This window comes from Paraburkholderia humisilvae (assembly GCF_902859855.1).
GTDB classification, from domain to species: domain Bacteria; phylum Pseudomonadota; class Gammaproteobacteria; order Burkholderiales; family Burkholderiaceae; genus Paraburkholderia; species Paraburkholderia humisilvae.
In genome coordinates this window covers 45,613-68,298 of sequence record NZ_CADIKH010000014.1, presented here as the reverse complement: position 1 = coordinate 68,298, position 22,686 = coordinate 45,613, and the positions used below count along the sequence as shown (strand labels likewise).

Sequence of the window (22,686 nt, the reverse complement as noted above, 5' to 3'; positions counted from 1 at the left end):
ATCGCTTACAATCGCCGCCATGAATACCTCTCCTGCTTCGTCGCCGTTTTCGACCCTCTACGCGGCGCTGCCGCGCATTGCCGTGCTTGCGACCGGCGGCACCATCGCGGGCTCGGCGCAGGACGCGACCAGCACCGCGGGTTACCAGGCCGGCGTAGTCGGCGTTGGGCAACTGCTGGCGGCGGTGCCGGCGTTATCGACCGTCGCGAATATTCACGCGGAACAAATCGCGAGCGTCGACAGCAAGGACATGTCGCTCGCATTGTGGACGACGCTGGTGCAGCGCGTGAATGCGCTGCTTGCCACCGAAGACATCGATGGCGTCGTGATCACGCACGGCACCGATACGCTCGAAGAAACCGCGTATCTGCTGCATCTGACTGTCAGGAGCACCAAACCTGTGGTGCTTACCGCGGCGATGCGGCCCTCAAGTGCGCTGTCGGCTGACGGACCGCTGAACCTGCTCAATGCGGTGAGCGTCGCGGGCCATCGCGCGGCACACGGGCAGGGTGTGCTGGTGGTGTTCAATAACCGGATTCATAGCGCGCGCGACGTCGTGAAGACGAGCACGTTCGCCGTCGATACCTTTCAGTCGCCCGAAGTCGGCGCGCTTGGCTGGGTGCAGGACGGACGGGTCGAGTTTCAGCGCAGCGTCGTGCGGCCTCACACGGTCGCCACCGAGTTTGCGAGCGGGCCGGCGTCGGCCGATGCGTGGCCCGCGGTCGAGATCGTCACGAGTTATGCGGGCGCCACACGCACGATCGTCGATGCGCTCGTGCAGGCGGGCGTGCGCGGCATCGTCGTCGCCGGCACCGGCAATGGCTCGATTCACGCAGCGTTGCAACAGGGACTCGCCGATGCGGCGTCACAGGGCGTCGCGGTCGTGCGCGCTTCGCGCGTGGGCTCGGGGCACGTGATGCACAATGGCGCGGCGTCGGACGACGCGCTCGGCTTCGTCACCGCGAACTCGCTCAATCCTTACAAGGCACGCGTGCTGCTGATGCTCGCGCTGGCGGCCGGCGGCACAGGGCCGGCCGAGTTGCAGCGGGTGTTCGATCTCTACTAGCCTGCACGGCCGCGCCGGCGCGCGAAACTTTCACCCGCCTTTGTGAGGCAACCCACGGTCACGCGCGGCCCGCGCCGCTAATATCGCGCTCATCCGGACCAGGGCGGGAGCCAATGAGCGCGTCGAAGCTGCAGTCGTGGGGACACTATCCCCACGCGCCCCAATCGAGTCATCCGCTATCGTGGCGCGACGCAATCCAGCTGGAACTGGAGCGCGTGAGCGCCCGCTTCGGCACGACCCTCGCATTCGGCAACGGCCGCAGCTATGGCGACAGCTGCCTCGCGGCAACCGACCATGTGCTGCATATGCGCGGCGTCGGCCGTTTCATCGACGCGGACTGGACAGCCGGCGTTCTCAGGGCCGAGGCGGGCGTGACGCTGGGCGACGTGCTCGCGCTGTCCGTTCCGCGTGGCTGGATGTTGCCGGTCACGCCCGGCACGCAGTTTGTGACGCTCGCCGGCGCGGTCGCGAACGATGTCCACGGCAAAAACCATCATCTGCGCGGAACCTTTGGCCGGCATGTCAGGCGCTTCTCGCTGCTGCGCTCCGATCGAGCGCCGACCGAATGCGCGCCCGGCGAAAACGACGAACTGTTTCGCGCGACGATCGGTGGCCTCGGGTTGACCGGCGTGATCGAGTGGGTCGAAATCCAGTTGATGCCGGTGCGATCGAGCCGCATTTCGACGACGTCCATTCGCTTCGACAATCTCGACGGTTTTTTCGCGCTGTCGGACGAACTCGATGCGCAGCACGAATATGCGGTCGCGTGGGTCGATTGTCTCGCGCGCGGCGCGGCGCTCGGGCGCGGCCTCTATATGTGCGGCGACCACGCGAGCGACGGCGATCTGTCGATGCCCGCGGCGCGCGTGCGTACCGTGCCTTTCGCGTTGCCGCTTTCGCTGATCAACCGCTATACGCTCAAGCCGTTCAACGCGCTGTATTACCGTCGTCAGCTGCATCGGACCGCGCACGCGCAGGTCGATCTGATTCGCTTCCTGTACCCGCTCGACAGCATCCTGCATTGGAACCGCATCTACGGCCGGCGCGGCTTTCAGCAGCATCAGTGCGTGCTTCCCGAGGCGGCCGCGCGCGATGCGTTGCAAGCAATTCTGTCGACCATCGCACAAAGCGGCTCAGGCTCGTTTCTCGCGGTGCTCAAGCGTTGCGGAACGCTCGAGTCACCGGGATTGCTTTCGTTTCCGATGCCGGGCGTGTCGCTCGCATTGGACTTTCCGCAACACGCGCGCCGCAATGACGCGTTGTTTGCGCGGCTCGACGCGATCGTCGGTGAAGCGGGCGGCCGGCAGTATCCGGCGAAAGACGCGCATATGGGCGGCGCCTGTTTTCGTGCCGCGTATCCGGCTTGGCAGCAACTCGAACGAAACCGCGACCCGGCATTGATGTCGCGATTCTGGCTACGGACCACACAGCAATGAAAAACGTTCTGATCATCGGCGGCTCGTCCGCGATTGCGGCCGCCTGCGCGCGGCGCTGGGCGCAGCAGGGCGCGAACCTGTTCCTGACGGGCCGTCAACCGCTGCGGCTCGACGCGGTCGCGCAGGACCTGCGCGTGCGCGGCGCGGGCAACGTTTTTACGCACGTGCTCGACATGAACGACCATCTGCAGCACCCGGCGATGCTCGAAGCGTGCCGTCGCGAACTCGGGCAGATCGACATCGTGCTGATCGCGCACGGGTCGCTGCCCGATCAGACGCAATGCGAGCGCGACGTCGGCGCCGCGCTGCACGAACTGTCGACCAATGCGATCTCGACGATCGCGTTGCTGACCTTGCTCGCCGGCGTGTTCGAGAGCCAGCGCAGCGGCACGCTCGCGGTGATCGCGTCGGTCGCGGGCGACCGCGGCAGGCCGTCGAATTACGTCTATGGCGCGGCGAAAGCGGCGGTGGCGACCTTCTGCGAAGGTCTGCGCGCGCGGCTCTTCAAACACGGCGTGCGCGTGCTGACGATCAAGCCCGGGTTCGTCGATACGCCGATGACCGCGGGTTTGTCGCTGCCGGGGCCGCTCGTCGCGTCGCCGGAGCGGGTCGCGGCCGATATCGTGCGCGCGATCGAACGCGGCAAGGATGCGCTGTACACGCCATGGTTCTGGAGCGGGATCATGCTGATCATCCGCTCGCTGCCGGGTTTTGTTTTCAAGCGAGTGTCGCTGTGAGCGGCCCTGCCGTGGCGGCGGCGCCGCTTGGCCGTTCACAACTGGTGGTCTGGTACGCGGTGTTCGCGGCCTTGTCGATCCTTGCCAACCTCGCCAGCCAGAAGTTCGCGTTCTGGCTGTACAGCGGCTGGCTCGCGGTGCCGCTGTCGGTATGCGTCGGCACGGGCGTCGGCCTCGTCGTCAAATACCTGCTCGACAAGGTCTGGATTTTTCGTTACCCGCATCGCAGCGTCGCACACGGTCTGCAGACCTTCACGATGTACGTCGTGATGGGCCTCGGGACGACCGCGCTCTTCTGGGCCGTCGAATTCAGTGCGCAGGCGATCTTCCATACCGAGCCGGCGCGCCTCGCCGGCGGCGCGATCGGACTGACGCTCGGCTATTTCGCGAAGTACCACCTCGATAAACGCTTTGTGTTCGCTTGATCGGGTGCGGTGCCGCACAGAGCCTTCCGTGTCGCGTCGATAGCATGACAAGGTCGCGCGGGATTTCCTATGCGGATTGTGCGTGACGGCAGCTGCCGCTGTGGTTGGCTTTGCGGATCGATGGGGTATGAGATCCGCTTTTGAGGCACACAGGGTGGACCGAAAAAGAAGTCAAGCCTGCGAGGTAGCACATGGCGAACACGGCAATTCCGTTATGCGTCGATCTGGACGGCACGCTCACGCGTACGGACTTCCTGCTCGAAGGGTTGCTGGTGCTGGTCAAGCACAACCCGTGGGCGATTTTTCTCTGCATCGGATGGATGCTGCGCGGCAAGGCCTATCTGAAGGATCAGATCGCAAAACGCGTCACCCTCGATGTCGGCGTGTTGCCGTATAACAGTCAGCTCGTCGACTATCTGCGCGACGAGCACTCCACCGGGCGGCCGTTATACCTGTGCACCGCGTCGAATCATCGCTTTGCGAGCCAGGTGGCCGACCACTTTGGCCTGTTCAAAGGCGTGTTCGCGAGCACGGCCGAGCGCAATCTGCTTGGCCGCAACAAGGCCGACGCGCTGGTCGCGGAGTTCGGCGACCACGGGTTCGACTACTGCGGCGATGCGCTTGCCGATGTGCCGGTGTGGCGGCGGGCGCGCCAGGCGATCGTGGTGGGCGACCGGCATATCGCTGCGGCCGCGCGCAAGGTCAATGAAGCGATTATCTTTTTCGAGAGCAAGCGCCGCATCGTGCCGCTGGTGCTCAAAGAGATGCGCGTGCACCAGTGGGTGAAGAACGTGCTGATTTTCGTGCCGATGCTGACCGCCCACCGTTTCACCGATCTGCAAGCGGTGCTCGCCGCCTGCATCGCGTTCGCGTCGTTCAGTCTGTGCGCATCGTCGGTGTACCTGCTCAACGACATGCTCGACCTCGACGCGGATCGCCGCCACGAACGAAAGTGCAGCCGCCCGTTTGCGTCGGGGAACCTGTCGCTGTCGTTCGGCATTGTGATGACCGTGCTGCTGCTTGCCGCGGGCGCAGGGCTCGCGTTGCTGCTGCCATGGCATTTCGGCGCGGTGCTTGCCGCGTATATGGCGGCGACCGTCGCGTATTCGTTCAGCCTGAAGCGCATGGCGCTGATCGATGTCTTCATGCTCGCGTGCCTGTACACGGTGCGCGTGATCGCGGGCGGTGCGGCGACGCATATCCCGCTGTCGTACTGGCTGATCCTGTTTTGCGTGCCGATTTTCCTGAGCCTCGCGATGGTGAAGCGCTACGTCGAGCTCGAGAACATCCTGCGTCAGGGCAAGATGGAAGCGGCAGGGCGCGGCTACATCACGCAGGACATGTCGATTCTGCGTTCGTTCGGCACGTCGTCGGCGTATCTCGCGGTGCTGGTGCTGGCGCTTTATCTGAATTCGCCGGAAATGTCGCAGTTGTACCGGCATCCTCAATTGCTGTGGGCGGTGTTCGCGCTGACGCTTTACTGGGTCAGCCGGATCTGGATGTTTGCGTTTCGAGGGCAGATGCATGACGACCCGATCGTGTTCACGTTCAAGGACCGCGTGAGCGGTGCGGTGATCGGGCTGTGCGCGATCAGCGTGGTGCTCGCGATCTAAGCGGGTACACAGGTGTTATACAGCAGTGAGCAGCGGTGACACAGCGGAGCGCACAGCGCCCGCAACACTGGCGGGGGGAGTCGCGGCGCCGGAATAACACCGGTGACGGCCGCGATGGTTCGATATTGCCCGCTCGCAGCATCGCGCGGCGGTGCATCCCCTTGACTGACCATGAGCCGCATTGTGCGGCTATCCCGATCGATGCGACGGCTCGTGCAGCAGCCGTCGCACGAGGCCTGTTGCGCTGTTGGAGGACATGCGAAGATGCTAGCGGCTCAGTTATGTCGGTGGGTGTCGGGAGGCTTGCAGGGACCGACCATCATGCCTCCCACGTCCACCGGGATGGAGTCCGCGGGGGCGATGCCCGCGCGACAGGAACGGCAGCGGGCCACCGCGAGCAGTTGGACTTCAACGAGATTCGCGTATTTTCTGGCCATCTTTTTCGTGCTTGCGGCGGGCGCGCTCGCGGCCTGCGCATTTGGCTTCCTGACGGTCGATTCGTGGAATTATCTGCACCTCGCCCAATCGATTCTTCAGGGTGACGGATGCACGGTCGACGGCTCGTATTTCGCGATCTTCCCATGCGGCTATCCGCTTGCGATTGCATTGACGGCGCCGTCACACGAAATTGCGGACCTGATCCTGAGCAGCAAGGCGACCAACCTGATGCTCGCGTTCGGTGGGTTCTGGTTGCTGATGAACTCCTTCCGCAATGTGCTCGTTCCTGCGCTGGTCATCATCAACCCGCTGTCGTTCGGGCTGTATCAATACACGTGGTCTGAAAATCTTTTTCTGTTCGCATTCTGCGGCGCCGTGTATGCGATTTCGCGACTCCATCGAAGCGAACAGCGGTACTGGAATGTGTTCCTGCTGGCGATGTTCCTGATGATCGGCTGTTCCGCGCGTTACTTCTTTGCGCCGTTCGCGGCGGCCATTTTTATCGGCGCGTGGCTCGCGTATGGCAGAAAAACCGCGCTCTTCGCGTTGCCGGCATTTGTCGTCTCCGCAGTCTTCTTTATCGCGTATCAGTCATTCAATGTCCACACGACCGGCTTCGGCACAGGCATCGCACGTATTCCGGCGCCTGAAACGTTCGGCTTCCTGACATTCAAATTCATTCTCCAGCTGGCGAAAGAAGGTGTCTGGTTTGGCGTGGCCGCTGTGCTGTTCCTGTGGCTGGCCAGAAAACACTGGTCGTGGCCTTCACAGCCGGGCAGTGCGGCTCGTGGCGGTAATGATGTGCGCGCGTGCCGGCTGCTGATGGTCGCGGGCCTCGGCTTTTTGCTGCTGGCGTTCTATCTGCGTACGCAAACGCAATATGACCTGTATTCGCCGCGCACCGTCAGCTACGGCCTGACCTTCGTTGCAGCCGCATGGATCGGGATGATGACCCGTGCGAGGGCACGTACGTTTCCGGCTGTGCCGCTCGCGCTCTATGGCGGGCTTATCCTGCTCGTCGCGCAAGATGGGTTGCTGCCGTTCCAGCTGAAAGAGGCGTTGTCGGGCAACTACATCTTTCCGTCGCAGGCGCTGACCCGCTATCAGAGTGAAGGGACGAATGCGGACGTGATCGTGACCTTGCAGCTGCCCGATGTGTCGCCGATGGTGGACGGGTTCTATGGTCTCTACTATCCGAAGGGCAAGGCGATCGTCAATGTATTGTCGGCGCCTTATGGCATTCCGGATACGGTCGCCGACCTGAAGTCGCGTATCGCGAGCCAGCACGCCGGTTCGTGCGTCGTCGATTTCACGCCGTTCCAGACACGCAAGGATTTGCAGGACTATGTCGACCAGACGTATCCGGTCGAATTCCGCTTCGCGTCGCTGACCCGTGTGCTCGATACGATCGAGCGGCCGGACTTTGACCCGTCCGTCAGAGACTATCTGTTGAGGATTTTCCAACCGGGACGCTATGCGCCGTGCTAGGTTGCCCTCGCGTGGCACAAGCGGTGGCGCGCGTGGCACGCGCGTGATGCGATCCGACAGGCGGACACCCGACGACGGCGTCTGACCGACCAAGGCTTCCCCGTCGCCGCCGGGTGCCGCTGCGGACCCCACTAGCCGCCCTCAGCCCAGAGCGGCCCGATTTGTCCAGTCCGTCGCGTTGCGCGCTTCGAACCGGACGCCCCACTTGTGGGCTGTCGCGACGCCTGCGCGGCAGCCCGAGTCTGGCGTGGTTGGCTGTGCCGGGCGACGGGGGCTAGGCCGCCTTCGCGTCGCTGGCGGGCGCCTGCGCGACCTCGAAGTTCGCCATGATCTCGAGCGCTCGAACCATCGCCGAGTGATCCCACGCCTTGCCGCCATTCGCCGCGCACACGCTGAACAGTTGCTGCGCGCTGGCGGTGTGCGGCAGCGCGATGCCGAGCTTGCGCGCGCCATCGAGTGCGAGGTTCAGGTCCTTCTGGTGCAGTTCGATGCGGAAACCCGGATTGAACGTGCGCTTCGTCATCCGCTCGCCGTGCACTTCGAGAATCCGCGATGCGGCAAAGCCGCCCATCAGCGCGCGGCGCACCCGTTCCGGATCGGCGCCCGAGCGCGCGGCGAACAGCAGCGCTTCGGCAACCGCTTCGATATTCAATGCGACGATGATCTGGTTGGCGACCTTGCAGGTCTGGCCCGCACCGTTATCGCCGATCAGCGAAATGTTTTTGCCCATCAGATCGAAGAGCGGCTTCGCGAGATCGAACGCTTTCTGCGGACCGCCGACCATGATCGTCAGCGTCGCATCGCGCGCGCCGATTTCGCCACCGGACACCGGCGCGTCAAGATAATCGCAGCCGAGCTCGTTGATCTTCTTCGCAAATGCCTGTGTTTCGAGCGGCGAAATCGAGCTCATGTCGATTACCAGTTTGCCCTTGCTCAGGCCTGCGGCTACGCCGTCATCGGCAAACAGCACGTTCGCGACGTCCGGCGTATCCGGCACCATGACCACGACGATCTCCGCCGCTTGCGCGACGGCAGTCGAATTTTTGACCACGGTCGCGGTTTGGGTCAGATCGTCCGGCACCGGGTACGCGCCGTTCACGATCAGCGTGTGGCCGCCTTTCAGAAGGTTGCGCGCCATATGCGAGCCCATGATGCCAAGGCCAATAAAGCCGATCTTTGCCATTTACATACTCTCCAGTGGAATCCAGAAAAAATTGATGCGCTTGCCGTTGCCGGCGCGCCGGGCGCCGTCGCGCTTATGCGGTTGCGTTTGCAACTTTTTTCGTCTTTGCGTTCTGAAACCAGCCGAGACCTTCTGTGGTCGTCGTGCGCGGCTTGTACTCGCAGCCGATAAAGCCCGTATAGCCGAGCGAATCGAGCAGGTCGAACAGGAACGGATAGTTGATTTCGCCGGTGCCGGGTTCATTGCGGCCGGGATTGTCGGCTAGCTGGATGTGCGCGATCGAGGCGAAGTTCTTTTTGATCGTCGCGGCGAGTTCGCCTTCCATCCGCTGCATGTGATAGATGTCGTATTGCAGGAACAGGTTGTCCGAGCCCACTGCGCGGATCACGTCGAGCGCGTCGGCGGAGCGGTTCAGCGCAAAGCCGGGAATATCGTACGAGTTGCACGGCTCGATGAGCAGACGGATGCCTTCGTTCTTCAACGCGGCGGCGGCAAAACGCAGGTTGCCGACGATCGTCGTGCGCGCCTTGTCCGCGTCGACTCCAGCAGTCGGAATGCCCACGAGGCAATTCAGTTGAGGCACCTTGAGCGCTTTCGCGTATTCGATTGCGCGGCCTACGCCTTCCTGGAATTCGCCAACCCGATCCGGCAGGCACGCGATCCCGCGTTCACCGGCTTCCCAGTTACCGGCCGGCAGATTGTGCAGCACCAGCTTCAGGCGATTTTGCTGCAGACGCTCTGCAAGCTCGGCGGGCTGGTACGGATACGGAAACAGAAATTCGACGGCATCGAAGCCCGCGCTAGCCGCGGCGGCAAAGCGCTCGAGGAACGGGACGTCGTTGAACAGCATCGTGAGATTTGCAGCGAATTGAGGCATTGTTTCTCTCGGGTCGGTCAGGTGGACAGCGTCCTTCCGGATGGCTTTCGCAAGCCGCCCGGACAAGCTCTGCAAAAAAGGAAGCAACGGATAAACGCAGCGTGACGGGCGCCGGCGACCGCGCGCCGCGCCGCCTCAACGGTGTTCAATCGAGCGCGCTGAGTGCACTGATCGAAGTCGGCGCGTCCTGATGCGAGGCCGCCAGTTCTTCGAACTCGTTGATCGCGTCGATTTCGGCGCCCATCGAAATGTTGGTCACGCGTTCCAGAATTACTTCGACGACCACCGGCACGTTGAACTCGGAGAGCATCGACTGCGCTTTCTTCAGCGCCGGTGCGATCTCTTCCGGCTTGAATACGCGCAGCGCCTTGCAGCCGAGGCCTTCGGCCACCGCGACATGGTCGACGCCGTAGCCTTCGATTTCCGGCGCATTGATATTGTCGAATGCGAGTTGCACGCAGTAGTCCATGTCGAATGCGCGCTGCGCCTGGCGGATCAGACCCAGGTACGAGTTGTTCACCACCACATGCACATACGGCAGCTTGAACTGCGCACCCGCCGCGAGCTCTTCGATCATGAACTGGAAGTCATAGTCGCCGGACAGCGCGACGATCGGCCGTTGCGGGTCCGCGGCGCGCACACCGAGCGCAGCCGGAATGGTCCAGCCGAGCGGGCCTGCCTGGCCGCAGTTGATCCAGTTGCGCGCCTTGAACACATGCAGGAACTGCGCGGCGGCAATCTGCGACAGGCCGATCGTGCTGACATAACAGGTATCGCGGCCGAACACCTTGTTCATCTCTTCGTAGACGCGCTGCGGCTTGACCGGCACGTTGTCGAAGTGGGTCTTGCGCAGCATCGTGCGCTTGCGCTCCTGGCATTCTTCAACCCACGCGCCGCGATTCTTCAGCTTGCCCGCCGCTTTCCATTCCTTCGCGACTTCGACGAACAGTTCGAGCGCGGCCCTGGCATCCGACACGATGCCCAGATCCGGCCCGAAGACACGGCCGATCTGCGTCGGCTCGATGTCCACATGCACGAACTTACGGCCCTTGGTGTAAACGTCGATGCTGCCGGTGTGGCGGTTCGCCCAGCGGTTGCCGATGCCAAGCACGAAGTCCGACGCGAGCATCGTCGCATTGCCGTAGCGGTGCGACGTCTGCAAACCGACCATGCCGGCCATCAGCGGATGGTCATCGGGAATCGCACCCCACGACATCAGCGTCGGAATCACCGGCACGCCGAGCGTTTCGGCGAATTGCACGAGCAGGTCTTCAGCCGCCGCATTGATCACGCCACCGCCCGACACGATCAGCGGCTTCGCCGCGTTGTTCAGCATCGTCAGCGCGGCTTCGATCTGTACGCGACTCGCTTTCGGCTTGTAGACCGGCAGCGGTTCGTAGGTCGCGATGTCGAATTCGATTTCGGCCAGTTGCACGTCGATCGGCAGGTCGACCAGCACCGGACCCGGACGGCCTGAACGCATCAGGTGAAAGGCCTGCTGGAACACGCGTGGCACGAGCGCCGGCTCGCGCACCGTGACGGCCCATTTGGTGACCGGCTTGGCAATCGATTCGATGTCGACCGCCTGGAAGTCTTCCTTATAGAGCCGCGCGCGCGGTGCCTGGCCGGTGATCGCGAGAATCGGGATCGAGTCGGCGGATGCCGAATAGAGGCCGGTGATCATGTCGGTGCCGGCGGGGCCTGACGTGCCGATACACACGCCGATATTGCCCGGGGCAGCCCGTGTATAGCCTTCGGCCATATGCGACGCGCCTTCGACGTGGCGGGCGAGCACGTGGCTGATGTTGCCCGCTTTGCGCATGGCCGAATAGAACGGATTGATCGCGGCGCCCGGCACACCGAACGCGGTGTCGATACCTTCCTTTTCGAGCACGAGTACGGCTGCGTCGACGGCTCTCATCTTGGCCATGAATGTCTCCTGGGGTGTACTGCGAATGTGGGAAAGGGGGCGTTGTTCGCACTTTAGGTCTGCACCAAAGGTTTGATAAGATCAGTCCGGGTCGTTTATTCCGATACAAAAAGTATCGAATTGCCGGATGAGGGGCAGGCTGGCGGCACGGGCATCGCGGTGGGTATGGCGAGCAATCAGCGTAGCGCTAACAGGCGGGCGCTGATCGATGCGCGGCGCAAGTCCCGTCGGCGCTGGATTGCCGCTTCGGGTCGTGGCGCTGCGCCGTGCGCGGTAACCGGTATAACGCCGATTCGACATCGCCGATTCGACAACGGAGACGAAGATGGACCGCTTCAAACAGATCGAAACCTTCGTGCGCGTCGCGGATGCCGGCAGCCTCGCCGCTGCGGCGCTCGAGGAGGGGGTGTCGCCGGTGATCCTCGGGCGGCGCATCGACGCGCTCGAAAAGCGGCTCGGCGTGAAGCTGATGTACCGGTCGACGCGGCGTCTGGTCGTCAGCGAAGAGGGCGCGTCGTTTCTGGAGCGTTGCCGCGGACTGTTGTCCGAATGGGATCAGGCGGAAAACGAGCTGAGCGCCGGGCATCGCGCGGTGAGCGGCCATCTGATCGTGTCGGCGCCGGCGGCGTTCGGCCGCAAGCATGTGGCGCCGCTCGCACCGGTCTTTCTGGCCGACAAGCCGGAATTGCAGGTGTCGTTCAATCTGACCGACCGGGTCGTCGACCTCGTGCGCGAGGGGTACGACCTGTCGATCCGCATCGGTGGCGCGGTCGATCCGAACTTCGTCGCGGTCAAGCTCGCGTCGAATTCGCGCGTCGTCTGCGGCACGCCCGCGTACTTCAACAGGCACGGCCGGCCGAAGACGCTCGAAGACCTGCCTGCGCACAATTGCCTCGCATTCAATCTGCAAGGCGGGCAAAACCGCGGCTGGTATTTCCGGCGCAACGGCAAGCTTGTGACGGTGCGCGTCGGCGGCACGCTCGACTGCAACGACGGCGAGCTGTTGCACCGCTGGGTATCGGAAGGGCTCGGGCTTGGCTGGCGCTCGACGTGGGAAGTGCAGCAACAGATCGCGCGCGGCGAACTCGAAACCGTGCTCGACGACTACGCGCTGCCCGATTACGACATCCTTGCGGTGTATCCGCAGCAGCGCTTCGTGCCGGCCAAGGTGCGCTATTTCATCGATTATCTGAAGGTGGTGTACGCGCGGCCCGGATACTGGGCGGGCGACGCCTAGCCGCGCGGAGCGAGCGGGTTGCAGGCGGCCTGAAGGGCAGATTGAAGGTGAATCGCGGGCGCGGTGGAGGCCGATTCGCGCCCGCCGAGTGTGCGGCTCCCATCTGCCGCGCACGGTTTCATCCGACGATCAGCGCGCCGTTCATCGTTTCGTGCCCCGATCCGCAGAAGATGTCGCACAGGAATTCGACCGTGCCGGCGTCGCCCGCTTGCGCCGCGACCCGTACCGGCGGTCCCGGCGGCACATCGGCACGCACGCCGTATTGCGGAATCGAGAAGCCCATCGTGATGTCTTCCGAGGTCAGTTCGAACACCACCGATTCATGCGGCGCGAGTTTGATCTGATTCGGCGTAAACACGAAGCGCCTCGCGTGCACCTGGATCACGCGCGGCGCGGCTGCGCGCGCCGGGATGTGCGACATCGCCGCGAGCGCGACGGCCGTGCCGGCGAGGGTAAGCCATCTGCGCCGCGCGGCGCTTGGCGGCGAGCGGTGGGTTGTGGTTGACATCGCGCGTCCTCAGGAAATGTTGCGGATCGGCATTTCGTTCAGGGCAAACGAGCGCGGCTGCGTGTTCACGTCGACCTGTCTCCAGCCCAGTCCGCGATACGGCGCCGCGGCATCCCACGGCACCGGCAGCCGTTTTTCCTGCGAGCCGGGCGCGGGCAGCGGGAACATCAGCGAGCGCGCCGCGTGATGCGCGATGTTGCCGGTCATCGTGTGGTGTTCCTGATGGATATGGCCGTAGAAGACCGTCACGTTCTGCCTGCGCGTCAGCACGTCGATCACCTGCGCGCCGTCGCGCGTCGCCCAGTCCCATTGCGGTGCAAGATCGAACAGCGGCCGGTGCGTGAAGACGACGATGCGCGCGTCCTGCGGCTGTTTGTCGATATCGGCGGCGAGCCACGCGATCTGCTCGGCGCCGACGCGGCCGGCCGGGTCCGACACGTTGTCGAGCGTGATGAAATGCACGCCCTTGTGATCGAACGTGTAGTGGGTCGGGCCGAAGTTCTCCTTGTACGCGGCGCCCGCATCGAGGCTCGCGTCGTGTTCGCCGGGCATCAGATAGAGCGGCTTCACGTTCAGTGCGCCGACGATCGCGGCGAACTGCTTCATCCGTTCGCGGCGCAGCATCGGGTCGTCGGTCGTATGCGTCAGGTCGCCGGTGAAGATCACGAAGTCCGGCTTGGCCGGCAGTGCGTTGACGGCCGCGATCGCCTTGGGCAGCGTGCCTTTCGCATCCGGATTGACCGCTGGGCCTTCGAAGCCCCAGTGCGCGTCCGATAGTTGCACGAAGTAAAAGTCCTGATCGCGTCCGTAGGTGAAGCCGGGCAGCGCCGATGCGAACGCCGCGCCGCCGACCGCGGCCAGCTTCAGGAAATCGCGCCGTTTCAGATGACCAAGGGTGGATGACATGCTCGCTCCTCGCAGTGTGGGGGTCTGCCTGTCGAACCGGGCGCGCGGGTCTTTTATTCCCGTTTAATTTTTGATGAACGACGCCTGCAGCGGGAATAAACTCGTCGCGTAGCCGGTACAGCAGCGGTAACGTTCGGAGGGCTCCGGTGATTGAAACCGACAGTGATGCCGCACAGCGCAGCGCCCGCTTTCAACAGATGGCGCTGCCGCATCTCGATGCGGCCTTTAACCTTGCGCGCTGGTTGTGCGGCAATCCGAACGATGCCGAAGACATCGTGCAGGACGCGTATATCCGCGCATTCCGCTACTTCGATATGTTCCACGGCGACAACGCGCGGCCGTGGCTGCTGACAATCGTGCGGCGCACCTGGTACACCGAATGGCAAAAGCGCGAGATGTCGCGTCATTCGGTCGAGTTCGACGAGAACCTCGACGACCGGACCTTCGAAGGGTGGAGCGAGGCGAACGCCGACCCCGAGACGCTGATGATCCGCGAACAGGACGCTCGGCTCGTGCATGCGGCGCTCGAGCAGTTACCGGCCGAGTATCGCGAGGTGATGGTGCTGCGCGAACTGGAGGAGCTCAGTTATCGCGAGATTGCGACGATTGCCGATTTGCCGGTGGGCACGGTGATGTCGCGTCTTGCGCGCGGGCGGCGGCGGCTCGCGGAGTCGCTCGCGTCAATGCAGGCGCGGGCAGCGGGCAAGCCGGCGCCGTCGCGCGGGTCCGCGGCGGGCATGAGCGCGGGTACGGCCGCGGCAGACGGGCGCGGCGTCCGCGACAAGCGCTGCGGGGCCAGTGCGGCTGGCGTATCCGCCGCGGCTCCAGCCGGGGCGCCGGGTTCGATGCCGCCGCCCGGCGGGCTGCCGCCGTCCGCGCTTGCCAACCGGAGCGGCGAGCACCCGCCGGCCGGTAACCCGTCCGGATCATCGCCACGCAATCCCGGCGCGACGTCGGGCGGTATCGCTCAGGAGAGCCCAGATGGACTGTAACGACGCACGCCCGCTGATCGACGCGAACGTCGACCGGGAACTCTCGCCGCCCGATGCGCACGCGCTGCAGCAGCATATCGACGGCTGCGCGGTCTGCCAGCGCGAAAGCGAAGCGGTGCGCGCGCTGAGCGCCGCGGTGCGCGCCGCGGCTCAATATCATCGCGCGCCGCAGGCCCTGCGTGCGCGGATCATCGGGGCGCTGCCGGCGACTGACGTCGTTGCGCAGCGCGAGGAGACCAGCCGATCCGCCGCAGAGCGGAATCATGGCGATTATCGGGATCACACCCGCGACCAAACCCGGGACCAAACCTCGGAGAGCCCGCGCGACGATGCGCGCGGTGGCAGGCGCAATTCACCGACGAGAAACCGCTGGCTCGACTTTCTGCGCGGCAAGCGGTCGGCTCACGGTGACGCGCGCGACACCGCCCGCGGCCCGGTCCTCGGCGGCTCGGGTCGTGCCGGGACGCTGGCGCTACCGTCCGGTGCCGCGTGGCGCGGCGGCGCGCTGGCGTTGGCGGTGTGCGCGGCGGTCGCGGCCGGCGTGATCTACACGCAGCAGCGTTCGGCCGCGCCGGCCGGGCTCGTCGACGAACTGGTCTCGAGTCACGTGCGCGCGCAGATTTCGGGGCGCGACATCGACGTGATCTCGTCGGACCAGCATACGGTGAAGCCGTGGTTCAACGGCCGCATCGACTATGCGCCGCCGGTGGTCGATCTCGCCTCGAGCGGTTTTCCGCTGGCGGGCGGGCGGCTCGATTATGTCGGGCATCGGCGGGTTGCCGTGCTGACCTACATGCATCGGAAGCACGTGATCGATGTCTATGTGTTTCCGGACAACGACCCGGCGGCGGGCACGCCCGGCCCGTCGCTGACGAGCGACGGCTACTCGCTGGCGCGCTGGCGCGATGCCGGGATGATGTGGTGGGCGGTGACCGACGCGGCGCCGGAATCGCTGACGCAGCTCGAGGCGGCGCTGCGCGCGCGGCTGCAGAGCGGCGGTTGAGCGTGCGGGGTGTAGGATGAGCGCGCGCCGGACGTAAATACTTGAAAACAAGACCGAAATAACCCGATCGGACGCACTTGGTATTGCGTTCGCGCCCCATCCGGGTTACACTTTCCGGCTTCTCACTTGCCACACCGGTTCGACGCCCGGGTGGCTTTATATCCATAAGCGCTGCAAGAACACAAGGAGTGTGTATGCGTCATTACGAAATCGTCTTTATCGTGCACCCCGATCAAAGCGAGCAAGTGCCCGCGATGATCGACCGGTATAAGTCCACGATCACGTCGCACGGCGGCCAGATCCACCGTATCGAAGACTGGGGCCGTCGCCAGCTGGCCTACATGATCGAGAAACTCGCGAAGGCTCACTACGTCTGCATGAACATCGAATGCGACCAGACCACGCTCGAAGAACTCGAGCACGCGTTCAAGTTCAACGACGCGGTGCTGCGCCACCTGATCGTCAAGATGAAGAAGGCCGAATCCGGCCCGTCGCCGATGATGAAGGAAGTGCAGCGCGAAGAAGCCAAAAAGGCGGCTGCTACGCAACCGTCCGAAGCGCAGGCTTAAGACTCTAAGCCATCAGAGTGAACCGGCTGCAACTCACAGCCAGCGTCGTCGAACGCGAACCGTTGCGGTACACCCCCGCCGGCGTTCCGATTGCAGGCTGCATGTTGCAACACCGTACGGAAGTCGTCGAAGCGGGCATTGCCCGCCAGGTTGAACTGACGATGCCCGCGGTGGCAGCCGGTGAAGCGAGCGGCAGGCTGGAACGCTGTGCGATGGGCGTCGAAACGCTCTTCACCGGCTTCCTGGCGAAGAAAAGCCGCAACGCGAGAACTCTGGTGTTTCACATCACAGATTTGCAGGACATAGGAAAGGACTGAACATGCCCCGCCCGACTGGTAAGAAATTCGACAAGCGTCGCCAGCAACAAAACCCGCTCTTCAAGCGCAAGAAGTTCTGCCGTTTCACGGCTGCCAGCGTCGAACAGATCGACTACAAAGATATCGAAACGCTGAAGGACTTCATCGGCGAAAACGGCAAGATCACGCCGGCGCGCCTCACGGGTACGAAGTCGCACTATCAACGCCAGCTGGATACGGCGATCAAGCGCGCGCGTTTCCTCGCGCTGATGCCGTACACCGACCAGCACAAGGCCTAAACCCGACGGCGCCATAAGGAGCATTTGAATGCAGATCATTCTTCTCGAAAAAGTCGTCAACCTGGGCAACCTCGGCGATATCGTCAAGGTGAAGGACGGCTACGCACGTAACTATCTGATCCCGAACAAGCGCGCCCGCCGCGCGACGAAGGACGCGATCGCCGAATTCGAAGTCCGTCGCGCGGAACTCGAAAAAGTCGCGGCTGAAAAGCTGGCTGCCGCTCAGGCGCTCGGCGAAAAGATGGCCGGTCTGACGGTTCAGATCAGCCAGAAGGCTGGCGTCGACGGCCGCCTGTTCGGCTCGGTGACGAACGCGGACATCGCCGACACGCTGACCAAGCAAGGCTTCGCGGTTGAAAAGGCGCAAGTGCGCATGCCGGAAGGCCCGCTGAAGATGGTCGGCGACCATCCGGTGCAGGTTTCGCTGCACACGGACGTTCATGTCGACTTGACGGTGTCGGTGCTCGGCGAGCACGTCTAAGCACCGCATGCAGAAAAAAGCGCCAGGCAGTCGCTGGCGCGAGGGCAGGGGCCGGGAAACCGCCCCTGCTTTTTTATTGCCCGGCGCCTGCCGGTGAACTTTGCGCGCGCGTCCATTTGCCCGATAATCCCACCCCATGAACGCACCGTCGAAAGACCCCCAAATCGAGTCGCTGAAAGTCCCGCCGCATTCGATCGAGGCCGAGCAATCGGTGCTCGGCGGTCTGCTGCTCGACAACGCCGCATGGGACCGCATTGCCGACTTCCTGTCGCAAAGCGATTTTTACCGCTATGACCACCGGGTCATCTACGAACACATCGGCCGATTGATCGCGGCAACGCGTCCGGCCGACGTGGTCACGGTGTTCGAGGCGCTCAGCACGTCGGGCAAGGCGGAGGAGGTCGGCGGCCTCGCGTATCTGAACGCACTCGCGCAAAACACGCCGAGCGCCGCGAATATCCGGCGCTACGCGGAAATCGTGCGCGACCGCGCGGTGCTGCGGCGGCTCGTGTCGGTGGCCGATGAAATTTCGGCGGATGCCTTCAATCCGCAAGGCAAGGAAGTCCGCCAACTGCTCGACGAAGCGGAATCGAAAGTATTTTCGATCGCCGAAGACGGCGCGCGCGGCACGCAAGGTTTTCTCGAGATCGGGCCGCTGCTCACGCAAGTGGTCGAGCGAATCGACACGCTCTATCACACCGCGAACCCGAGCGACGTGACCGGCACGCCGACCGGTTTTGTCGACCTCGACCGGATGACCTCCGGCATGCATGGCGGTGAACTGATCATCGTCGCGGGCAGACCGTCGATGGGCAAGGCGCAGCCGCTCGATGCGCGCGTCAGGACGCTGACTGGCTGGAAGCGCATGGATGAACTCGCGGTCGGCGACGCACTCGCGTCGGTCGACGGCGCGCCGTCGATGGTCACGGGATGCTATCCGCAGGGTGAGCGGCAGGTGTATCGCCTGAGCTTTTCCGATGGGCGCTCGGCCGAATGCTGCGACGAACATCTGTGGTGCGTTCATTACCGCGACTGGCCGACGCCGCGCATTCTCAGCACGGCGGAAATCCGCACATTGCTGACGCGCGAACGCTATCGAAACCGCTTATGGATCGACATGCCGAGCGGTGATTTCGGTCATCAGGATGCGTTGCCCGTCGATGCCTGGGTACTCGGCGCGTTGCTTGGCGATGGCGCGATCGGCGGCACTGCGGTGCGCTTCAGCGTGAAGGCCGAGGAAACGCTGGAACGGATGCGCACGCGCGTCGGCGGCGTGCTCGAACTCAGCCGGGCCGGCCGCTACGACTGGCGCATCAAGCGGCGCCCGGCCGAAGGCGGAATAGCCCGTGCGCCGGTCAATCCAATCAGGCAGGCGCTCGAGCAGCTAGGGTTGTGGGGGCGGACCAGCGATAACAAGTTCATTCCACGTCCCTACCTCGATGCGAGTAAATCGGTGCGGCTTGATTTGCTCCGTGGGCTGCTCGATACCGATGGCTGGGTTGAAGGATGGGGCACGGTGCGCTACTCCACCGCCAGTCCGGATCTGGCGCGTGACGTGTGCGAATTGGTGCGCTCGCTCGGCGGTTGGTGCACAGTTTCCGGGAAGCAGGGCCGTTTTACCCGTGACGGTGTGAGCATGGCCGGTGCAATGGTCTATCAATGCACGATCAGCCACCCCGATCCGCAAAACCTGTTTCTGTTCGAAGGCAAGCGTGCGCGGCTGACGGCGGGGCGCGCGCGACGCAAGCTGCCAGTCATCGCCGCGATCGAACCGACCCGACAGACGGCTACCCAATGCATCTCCGTATCGCATCCGTCGCGCCTCTACATCACCGACGACTACGTGGTGACCCATAACACCGCCTTCTCGATGAACATCGGCGAATACGTCGCAGTCGAGTACGGTTTGCCGGTCGCGGTGTTTTCGATGGAAATGCCGGGCACGCAGTTGACGATGCGTATGCTCGGCTCGGTCGGCCGTCTCGATCAGCACCGGATGCGTACCGGCCGTCTCACCGATGAAGACTGGCCGAAGCTCACGCACGCCGTGCAGAAAATGAGCGAAGCGCAGATCTTCATCGACGAAACCGGCGGTCTGAATCCGATGGAATTGCGCTCGCGCGCGCGGCGTCTCGCGCGGCAATGTGGGAAGCTGGGTCTGATCATCGTCGACTACCTGCAGCTGATGAGCGCGTCGTCGTCGGGCGAGAACCGCGCAACCGAAATTTCCGAAATCTCGCGTTCGCTGAAGAGCCTTGCCAAAGAGCTCGACGTGCCGGTCATTGCGCTGTCTCAGCTCAACCGCGGTCTCGAACAGCGTCCGAACAAGCGGCCGATCATGTCCGATTTGCGCGAATCCGGCGCTATCGAGCAGGATGCCGACGTGATCCTGTTTATCTATCGCGACGAAGTCTATAACCCGGACAGCCCGGACAAAGGCACCGCCGAAATTATCATCGGCAAGCAGCGTAACGGCCCGATCGGTCCCGTTCGGCTCACGTTCATTGGCCAATATACGAAGTTCGATAATTTTGCCGGCGCGCAGACCTTCTACGGCAGCGAGTAGGGCCACGGCAGGCCATCGAAGCCGGTGTCGCGACGCTCCGTGAGCGGTACAATATGTCGGATTTATGACAGACGCGCTGTCATACGTTCGTACCATCTGTCGGTCACCGGTCCGATAGCCTTCCTTCAGGAACCCAATGTTCGGTCGTTTCATGCCCACCGAGGGCAAATTCTTCGAAATCTTCAATGCGCATGCGAAATACATTGTCTCGGCGAGCCATGAGCTTGAGCTGCTGATCGACAATCTCGGCGACGCGGAAATTCACAAACGGAACGTGCAGGCCGCCGAAAAAGCCGCCGACAAGCTCACGCACGAAACGATCGACCTGCTGCACAAAACCTTCATCACGCCGCTCGATCGCGACGAAATCCACAAACTGATCGGCACGATGGACGACATCCTCGACCTGATGGAGGACGTCGCCACTGCAATTTCGCTGTACGACGTGCAGGCTGTGACGTCGGAGGCGAGCCAGCTCGCGCATATCTGCACGTCGTGCTGCGAACGCGTGCAGGCGGCGGTCGAGATGCTGCCGGACATGAAGCAGGCGCGCATGATCCTGAAGGCATGCGAAGACATCGACCGTCTCGAGTCCGAAGCGGACCGTGTGCTGCGCGCGGCGATGTCGAAGCTCTTTCGCGAAGAAGACGATGTGAAGACGCTGATCAAGCTGAAGGCCATCTACGAACTGCTCGAAGCGGTCACCGACAAGTGCGAGGATGTGGCGAACATCATCGAAGGCATCGTGCTGGAAAACGCCTGATGCATTCGGTACAACTCGCCATCTGGACTGTCGCGACGCTGGTCGCGGTCGCGCTGGTATTCGATTTCATGAACGGTTTTCACGATGCGGCCAACTCGATTGCGACGGTCGTGTCGACCGGTGTGCTCAAGCCGCAACAGGCGGTCGCGTTTGCCGCGATGTTCAATGTCATTGCGTATTTCATCTTTCACCTGAAGGTCGCGGAGACCGTCGGCAGAGGCACGATCGATCCGGCCATCGTCGATCACTATGTGGTGTTCGGCGCGCTGGTCGGCGCCGCGCTCGCGAAATCGGGATGGGGTGCATTGAATGTCGATGGACTGCTGAAGACCATCGCGTTTATTTTTGTCTCACCGCTGCTGGGCTTCGTGCTGGGTTCGTTTTTCATGCTGAACGTGTCGTGGCTGTACTTCCGCACGCCGCCGAGCAAGGTCGACCGGCGCTACCGGCGGCTGCAGCTGGTGTCGGCCGGGCTCTACAGTCTTGGTCACGGCGGCAACGACGCGCAGAAGACGATCGGCATCATCTGGATGCTGCTGATCGCGACCGGCTACGCATCGGCGAGCGCCGACGCGCCGCCGATCTGGGTAATCGGCGGCTGCTATCTGTCGATGGGCCTGGGCACGCTATTCGGCGGCTGGCGCATCGTGCGCACGATGGGGCAGAAGATCACGAAGTTGAAACCGGTCGGTGGATTCTGCGCGGAGACCGGCGGCGCGCTGACGCTCTTTTTCGCGTCGTGGCTCGGCATTCCCGTGTCGACGACCCACACCATCACGGGCGCGATTGTCGGCGTCGGCGCGACGCGCAAGCTGTCCGCGGTGCGCTGGGGTGTCGCCGGCAATATCGTGTGGGCGTGGATTCTGACGATCCCGGCCTCCGCGGTGCTCGCGGGCGCCGGCTGGTGGTTCGGACATCGGTTCCTGTAGTCATGCAGGGCGGCCGCGCGGGAAGCGCACACCGCCCACACCGGTCAGATCATCGGCGTACTTACGCCGTCCATCGGAATGATCGCGCCGGACACGTAGCTCGCGCGGCGGCTCGCCAGAAACAGCGCGACATCCGCAATCTCTTCCGGCTTCGCAAAACGACCGAGCGGCACCTTCGCTTCGCCGCGCGAGCGCGCCTCGGCAATATCGACACCTTGTTGTTGCGCCTCGAGCGCCAGCGCGTCTTCGACGCGCTCGGTCAGCGTCGCGCCCGGATTGATCGCGTTGATCCGGATGCCGTAGCGCGCGTGATAGTGCGCGAGGCCGACGGTCGCCAGCATCAGCGCCGCGTTTGCCGCGCCACCCGCAATGTGAATGTCGGTCGCGTACTTGCCGCCCATCCCGATGATATTGACGATCGTGCCAGGCTCCGACGCGTCGCCTGACTTCGCGCGCGCGACCATGCGGCGCAGCACTTCCTGCTGCGGATAGATGTACGGAAAGTATTTCGCGTCCATCGTCGCCTTGAACGCGTCGGCGTCGAGCGTTTCCGGATCGTAGCGGCGTGCGGCGCCGGCGCTGTTGACGAGGATGTCGATCGGGCCCAATGCCTGGGTTGCTTCTTCGACGACATCCGCGGCGCTGTGCTGTTCATGCAGATCCGCGCGCGCGAGGTGAACCTGCAAGCCTTCGCTCTTCAACTGCTCGCGAGCGCGGGCGAGATTAGCCGGATTGCGCGACACGATCGCGACTTTTGCGCCTTCGACCGCAAATGCGCGCGCGCACGCGAGGCCGATGCCCTTACTGCCGCCTGTGATCAGAACGACCTTGCCTTTCAGTCCGAGATCCATCTTGTTCACCTGCTTGTCTTGGAATATCGGACACGATAGCAGACGCGCATTCGCTGTGCTTGCGCGTGGGCTGCTTGTCATCGCGCAGCATCG

Annotated in this window: 22 protein-coding genes; 16 read left to right on the top strand and 6 right to left on the bottom strand. The window is 63.5% G+C overall.

Annotated features, from left to right (window positions below):
- The first annotated feature begins 19 nt into the window (after nt 1-19).
- From HV796_RS16340 to HV796_RS16315, 6 genes are all read left to right on the top strand, one after another.
- Nucleotides 20-1,066 (top strand): asparaginase, encoded by a 1,047-nt coding sequence (locus HV796_RS16340; RefSeq protein WP_175227551.1) that lies wholly within the window; start codon nt 20-22, stop codon nt 1,064-1,066.
- Nucleotides 1,067-1,179: 113 nt separating this feature from the next.
- Complete coding sequence (locus HV796_RS16335; protein WP_175227550.1) at nt 1,180-2,502, top strand: FAD-binding oxidoreductase; 1,323 nt, start codon at nt 1,180-1,182, stop codon at nt 2,500-2,502.
- Entirely contained in the window at nt 2,499-3,239 is a 741-nt protein-coding gene (locus tag HV796_RS16330) for an SDR family oxidoreductase (RefSeq protein WP_175227549.1), read from the top strand. Before HV796_RS16335 ends, HV796_RS16330 begins: the two co-directional genes overlap by 4 nt.
- Nucleotides 3,236-3,664, top strand: coding sequence for a GtrA family protein (locus HV796_RS16325; protein ID WP_246355892.1), 429 nt, complete (start codon nt 3,236-3,238; stop codon nt 3,662-3,664). Before HV796_RS16330 ends, HV796_RS16325 begins: the two co-directional genes overlap by 4 nt.
- Nucleotides 3,665-3,855: 191 nt before the next feature.
- Complete coding sequence (locus HV796_RS16320; RefSeq protein ID WP_175227547.1) at nt 3,856-5,277, top strand: UbiA family prenyltransferase; 1,422 nt, start codon at nt 3,856-3,858, stop codon at nt 5,275-5,277.
- Nucleotides 5,278-5,598: 321 nt separating this feature from the next.
- Nucleotides 5,599-7,203, top strand: a complete 1,605-nt coding sequence (locus HV796_RS16315) for a hypothetical protein (RefSeq protein WP_175227546.1) — start codon at nt 5,599-5,601, stop codon at nt 7,201-7,203.
- 274 nt (nt 7,204-7,477) lie between these two features.
- Here HV796_RS16315 and HV796_RS16310 read toward each other — a convergent pair whose 3' ends face one another.
- The 3 genes from HV796_RS16310 to gcl form a co-directional block, all read right to left on the bottom strand.
- Nucleotides 7,478-8,386 (bottom strand): 2-hydroxy-3-oxopropionate reductase, encoded by a 909-nt coding sequence (locus HV796_RS16310; RefSeq protein WP_175227545.1) that lies wholly within the window; start codon nt 8,384-8,386, stop codon nt 7,478-7,480.
- Between the two features lie 73 nt (nt 8,387-8,459).
- The gene (gene hyi, locus HV796_RS16305) at nt 8,460-9,263 is read right to left on the bottom strand and encodes a hydroxypyruvate isomerase (RefSeq protein ID WP_175227544.1); all 804 of its coding nucleotides are present in this window, start codon (nt 9,261-9,263) and stop codon (nt 8,460-8,462) included.
- A 145-nt stretch (nt 9,264-9,408) separates the two neighbouring features.
- The gene (gcl, locus tag HV796_RS16300) at nt 9,409-11,193 is read right to left on the bottom strand and encodes a glyoxylate carboligase (RefSeq protein WP_175227543.1); all 1,785 of its coding nucleotides are present in this window, start codon (nt 11,191-11,193) and stop codon (nt 9,409-9,411) included.
- 325 nt (nt 11,194-11,518) lie between these two features.
- Between gcl and HV796_RS16295 the strand changes: the two genes are divergently transcribed.
- On the top strand, nt 11,519-12,430 hold the full coding sequence (locus tag HV796_RS16295; RefSeq protein WP_175227542.1) for a LysR family transcriptional regulator: 912 nt from the start codon (nt 11,519-11,521) through the stop codon (nt 12,428-12,430).
- A gap of 118 nt (nt 12,431-12,548) precedes the next feature.
- On the opposite strand, the gene HV796_RS16290 is transcribed toward HV796_RS16295, so the two are convergent.
- Nucleotides 12,549-12,938 (bottom strand): cupredoxin domain-containing protein, encoded by a 390-nt coding sequence (locus HV796_RS16290; protein WP_175227541.1) that lies wholly within the window; start codon nt 12,936-12,938, stop codon nt 12,549-12,551.
- A gap of 9 nt (nt 12,939-12,947) precedes the next feature.
- Nucleotides 12,948-13,844, bottom strand: a complete 897-nt coding sequence (locus HV796_RS16285; protein ID WP_175227540.1) for a metallophosphoesterase family protein — start codon at nt 13,842-13,844, stop codon at nt 12,948-12,950.
- A 146-nt stretch (nt 13,845-13,990) separates the two neighbouring features.
- Between HV796_RS16285 and HV796_RS16280 the strand changes: the two genes are divergently transcribed.
- From HV796_RS16280 to HV796_RS16240, 9 genes are all read left to right on the top strand, one after another.
- On the top strand, nt 13,991-14,836 hold the full coding sequence (locus HV796_RS16280) for an RNA polymerase sigma factor (RefSeq protein WP_175227539.1): 846 nt from the start codon (nt 13,991-13,993) through the stop codon (nt 14,834-14,836).
- Complete coding sequence (locus HV796_RS16275) at nt 14,826-15,839, top strand: anti-sigma factor family protein (RefSeq protein ID WP_175227538.1); 1,014 nt, start codon at nt 14,826-14,828, stop codon at nt 15,837-15,839. The genes HV796_RS16280 and HV796_RS16275 overlap by 11 nt, the downstream gene beginning before the upstream one ends.
- Before the next feature lie 194 nt (nt 15,840-16,033).
- Nucleotides 16,034-16,408, top strand: coding sequence for a 30S ribosomal protein S6 (rpsF, locus tag HV796_RS16270; RefSeq protein ID WP_175227537.1), 375 nt, complete (start codon nt 16,034-16,036; stop codon nt 16,406-16,408).
- Nucleotides 16,409-16,425: 17 nt separating this feature from the next.
- A complete protein-coding gene (gene priB / locus HV796_RS16265) occupies nt 16,426-16,725 on the top strand; it encodes a primosomal replication protein N (protein ID WP_175227536.1) in 300 nt (99 codons plus the stop codon).
- Nucleotides 16,726-16,727: 2 nt separating this feature from the next.
- Nucleotides 16,728-17,003 (top strand): 30S ribosomal protein S18, encoded by a 276-nt coding sequence (gene rpsR / locus HV796_RS16260; protein ID WP_175227535.1) that lies wholly within the window; start codon nt 16,728-16,730, stop codon nt 17,001-17,003.
- A gap of 28 nt (nt 17,004-17,031) precedes the next feature.
- Nucleotides 17,032-17,484 carry a 50S ribosomal protein L9 gene (rplI, locus tag HV796_RS16255; protein ID WP_175227534.1) on the top strand — a complete coding sequence of 151 codons (453 nt, stop codon included), beginning with the start codon at nt 17,032-17,034 and terminating at the stop codon, nt 17,482-17,484.
- Between the two features lie 136 nt (nt 17,485-17,620).
- Nucleotides 17,621-20,050 carry a replicative DNA helicase gene (dnaB, locus tag HV796_RS16250; RefSeq protein ID WP_175227533.1) on the top strand — a complete coding sequence of 810 codons (2,430 nt, stop codon included), beginning with the start codon at nt 17,621-17,623 and terminating at the stop codon, nt 20,048-20,050.
- Nucleotides 20,051-20,186: 136 nt separating this feature from the next.
- Entirely contained in the window at nt 20,187-20,813 is a 627-nt protein-coding gene (locus HV796_RS16245; RefSeq protein ID WP_175227532.1) for a DUF47 domain-containing protein, read from the top strand.
- Entirely contained in the window at nt 20,813-21,742 is a 930-nt protein-coding gene (locus HV796_RS16240) for an inorganic phosphate transporter (RefSeq protein WP_175227531.1), read from the top strand. Before HV796_RS16245 ends, HV796_RS16240 begins: the two co-directional genes overlap by 1 nt.
- A gap of 44 nt (nt 21,743-21,786) precedes the next feature.
- Here HV796_RS16240 and HV796_RS16235 read toward each other — a convergent pair whose 3' ends face one another.
- The gene (locus tag HV796_RS16235) at nt 21,787-22,593 is read right to left on the bottom strand and encodes an SDR family NAD(P)-dependent oxidoreductase (protein ID WP_175227530.1); all 807 of its coding nucleotides are present in this window, start codon (nt 22,591-22,593) and stop codon (nt 21,787-21,789) included.
- Nucleotides 22,594-22,686 lie beyond the last annotated feature (93 nt).

Coding starts and splice junctions, on each gene's coding strand:
- HV796_RS16340 (WP_175227551.1), top strand. CDS start 20: ATGAATACCTCTCCTGCTTCGTCGCCGTTTTCGACCCTCTACGCGGCG.
- HV796_RS16335 (WP_175227550.1), top strand. CDS start 1,180: ATGAGCGCGTCGAAGCTGCAGTCGTGGGGACACTATCCCCACGCGCCC.
- HV796_RS16330 (WP_175227549.1), top strand. CDS start 2,499: ATGAAAAACGTTCTGATCATCGGCGGCTCGTCCGCGATTGCGGCCGCC.
- HV796_RS16320 (WP_175227547.1), top strand. CDS start 3,856: ATGGCGAACACGGCAATTCCGTTATGCGTCGATCTGGACGGCACGCTC.
- HV796_RS16315 (WP_175227546.1), top strand. CDS start 5,599: ATGCCTCCCACGTCCACCGGGATGGAGTCCGCGGGGGCGATGCCCGCG.
- HV796_RS16310 (WP_175227545.1), bottom strand. CDS start 8,386: ATGGCAAAGATCGGCTTTATTGGCCTTGGCATCATGGGCTCGCATATG.
- hyi (WP_175227544.1), bottom strand. CDS start 9,263: ATGCCTCAATTCGCTGCAAATCTCACGATGCTGTTCAACGACGTCCCG.
- gcl (WP_175227543.1), bottom strand. CDS start 11,193: ATGGCCAAGATGAGAGCCGTCGACGCAGCCGTACTCGTGCTCGAAAAG.
- HV796_RS16295 (WP_175227542.1), top strand. CDS start 11,519: ATGGACCGCTTCAAACAGATCGAAACCTTCGTGCGCGTCGCGGATGCC.
- HV796_RS16290 (WP_175227541.1), bottom strand. CDS start 12,938: ATGTCAACCACAACCCACCGCTCGCCGCCAAGCGCCGCGCGGCGCAGA.
- HV796_RS16285 (WP_175227540.1), bottom strand. CDS start 13,844: ATGTCATCCACCCTTGGTCATCTGAAACGGCGCGATTTCCTGAAGCTG.
- HV796_RS16275 (WP_175227538.1), top strand. CDS start 14,826: ATGGACTGTAACGACGCACGCCCGCTGATCGACGCGAACGTCGACCGG.
- rpsF (WP_175227537.1), top strand. CDS start 16,034: ATGCGTCATTACGAAATCGTCTTTATCGTGCACCCCGATCAAAGCGAG.
- rpsR (WP_175227535.1), top strand. CDS start 16,728: ATGCCCCGCCCGACTGGTAAGAAATTCGACAAGCGTCGCCAGCAACAA.
- rplI (WP_175227534.1), top strand. CDS start 17,032: ATGCAGATCATTCTTCTCGAAAAAGTCGTCAACCTGGGCAACCTCGGC.
- dnaB (WP_175227533.1), top strand. CDS start 17,621: ATGAACGCACCGTCGAAAGACCCCCAAATCGAGTCGCTGAAAGTCCCG.
- HV796_RS16245 (WP_175227532.1), top strand. CDS start 20,187: ATGTTCGGTCGTTTCATGCCCACCGAGGGCAAATTCTTCGAAATCTTC.
- HV796_RS16240 (WP_175227531.1), top strand. CDS start 20,813: ATGCATTCGGTACAACTCGCCATCTGGACTGTCGCGACGCTGGTCGCG.
- HV796_RS16235 (WP_175227530.1), bottom strand. CDS start 22,593: ATGGATCTCGGACTGAAAGGCAAGGTCGTTCTGATCACAGGCGGCAGT.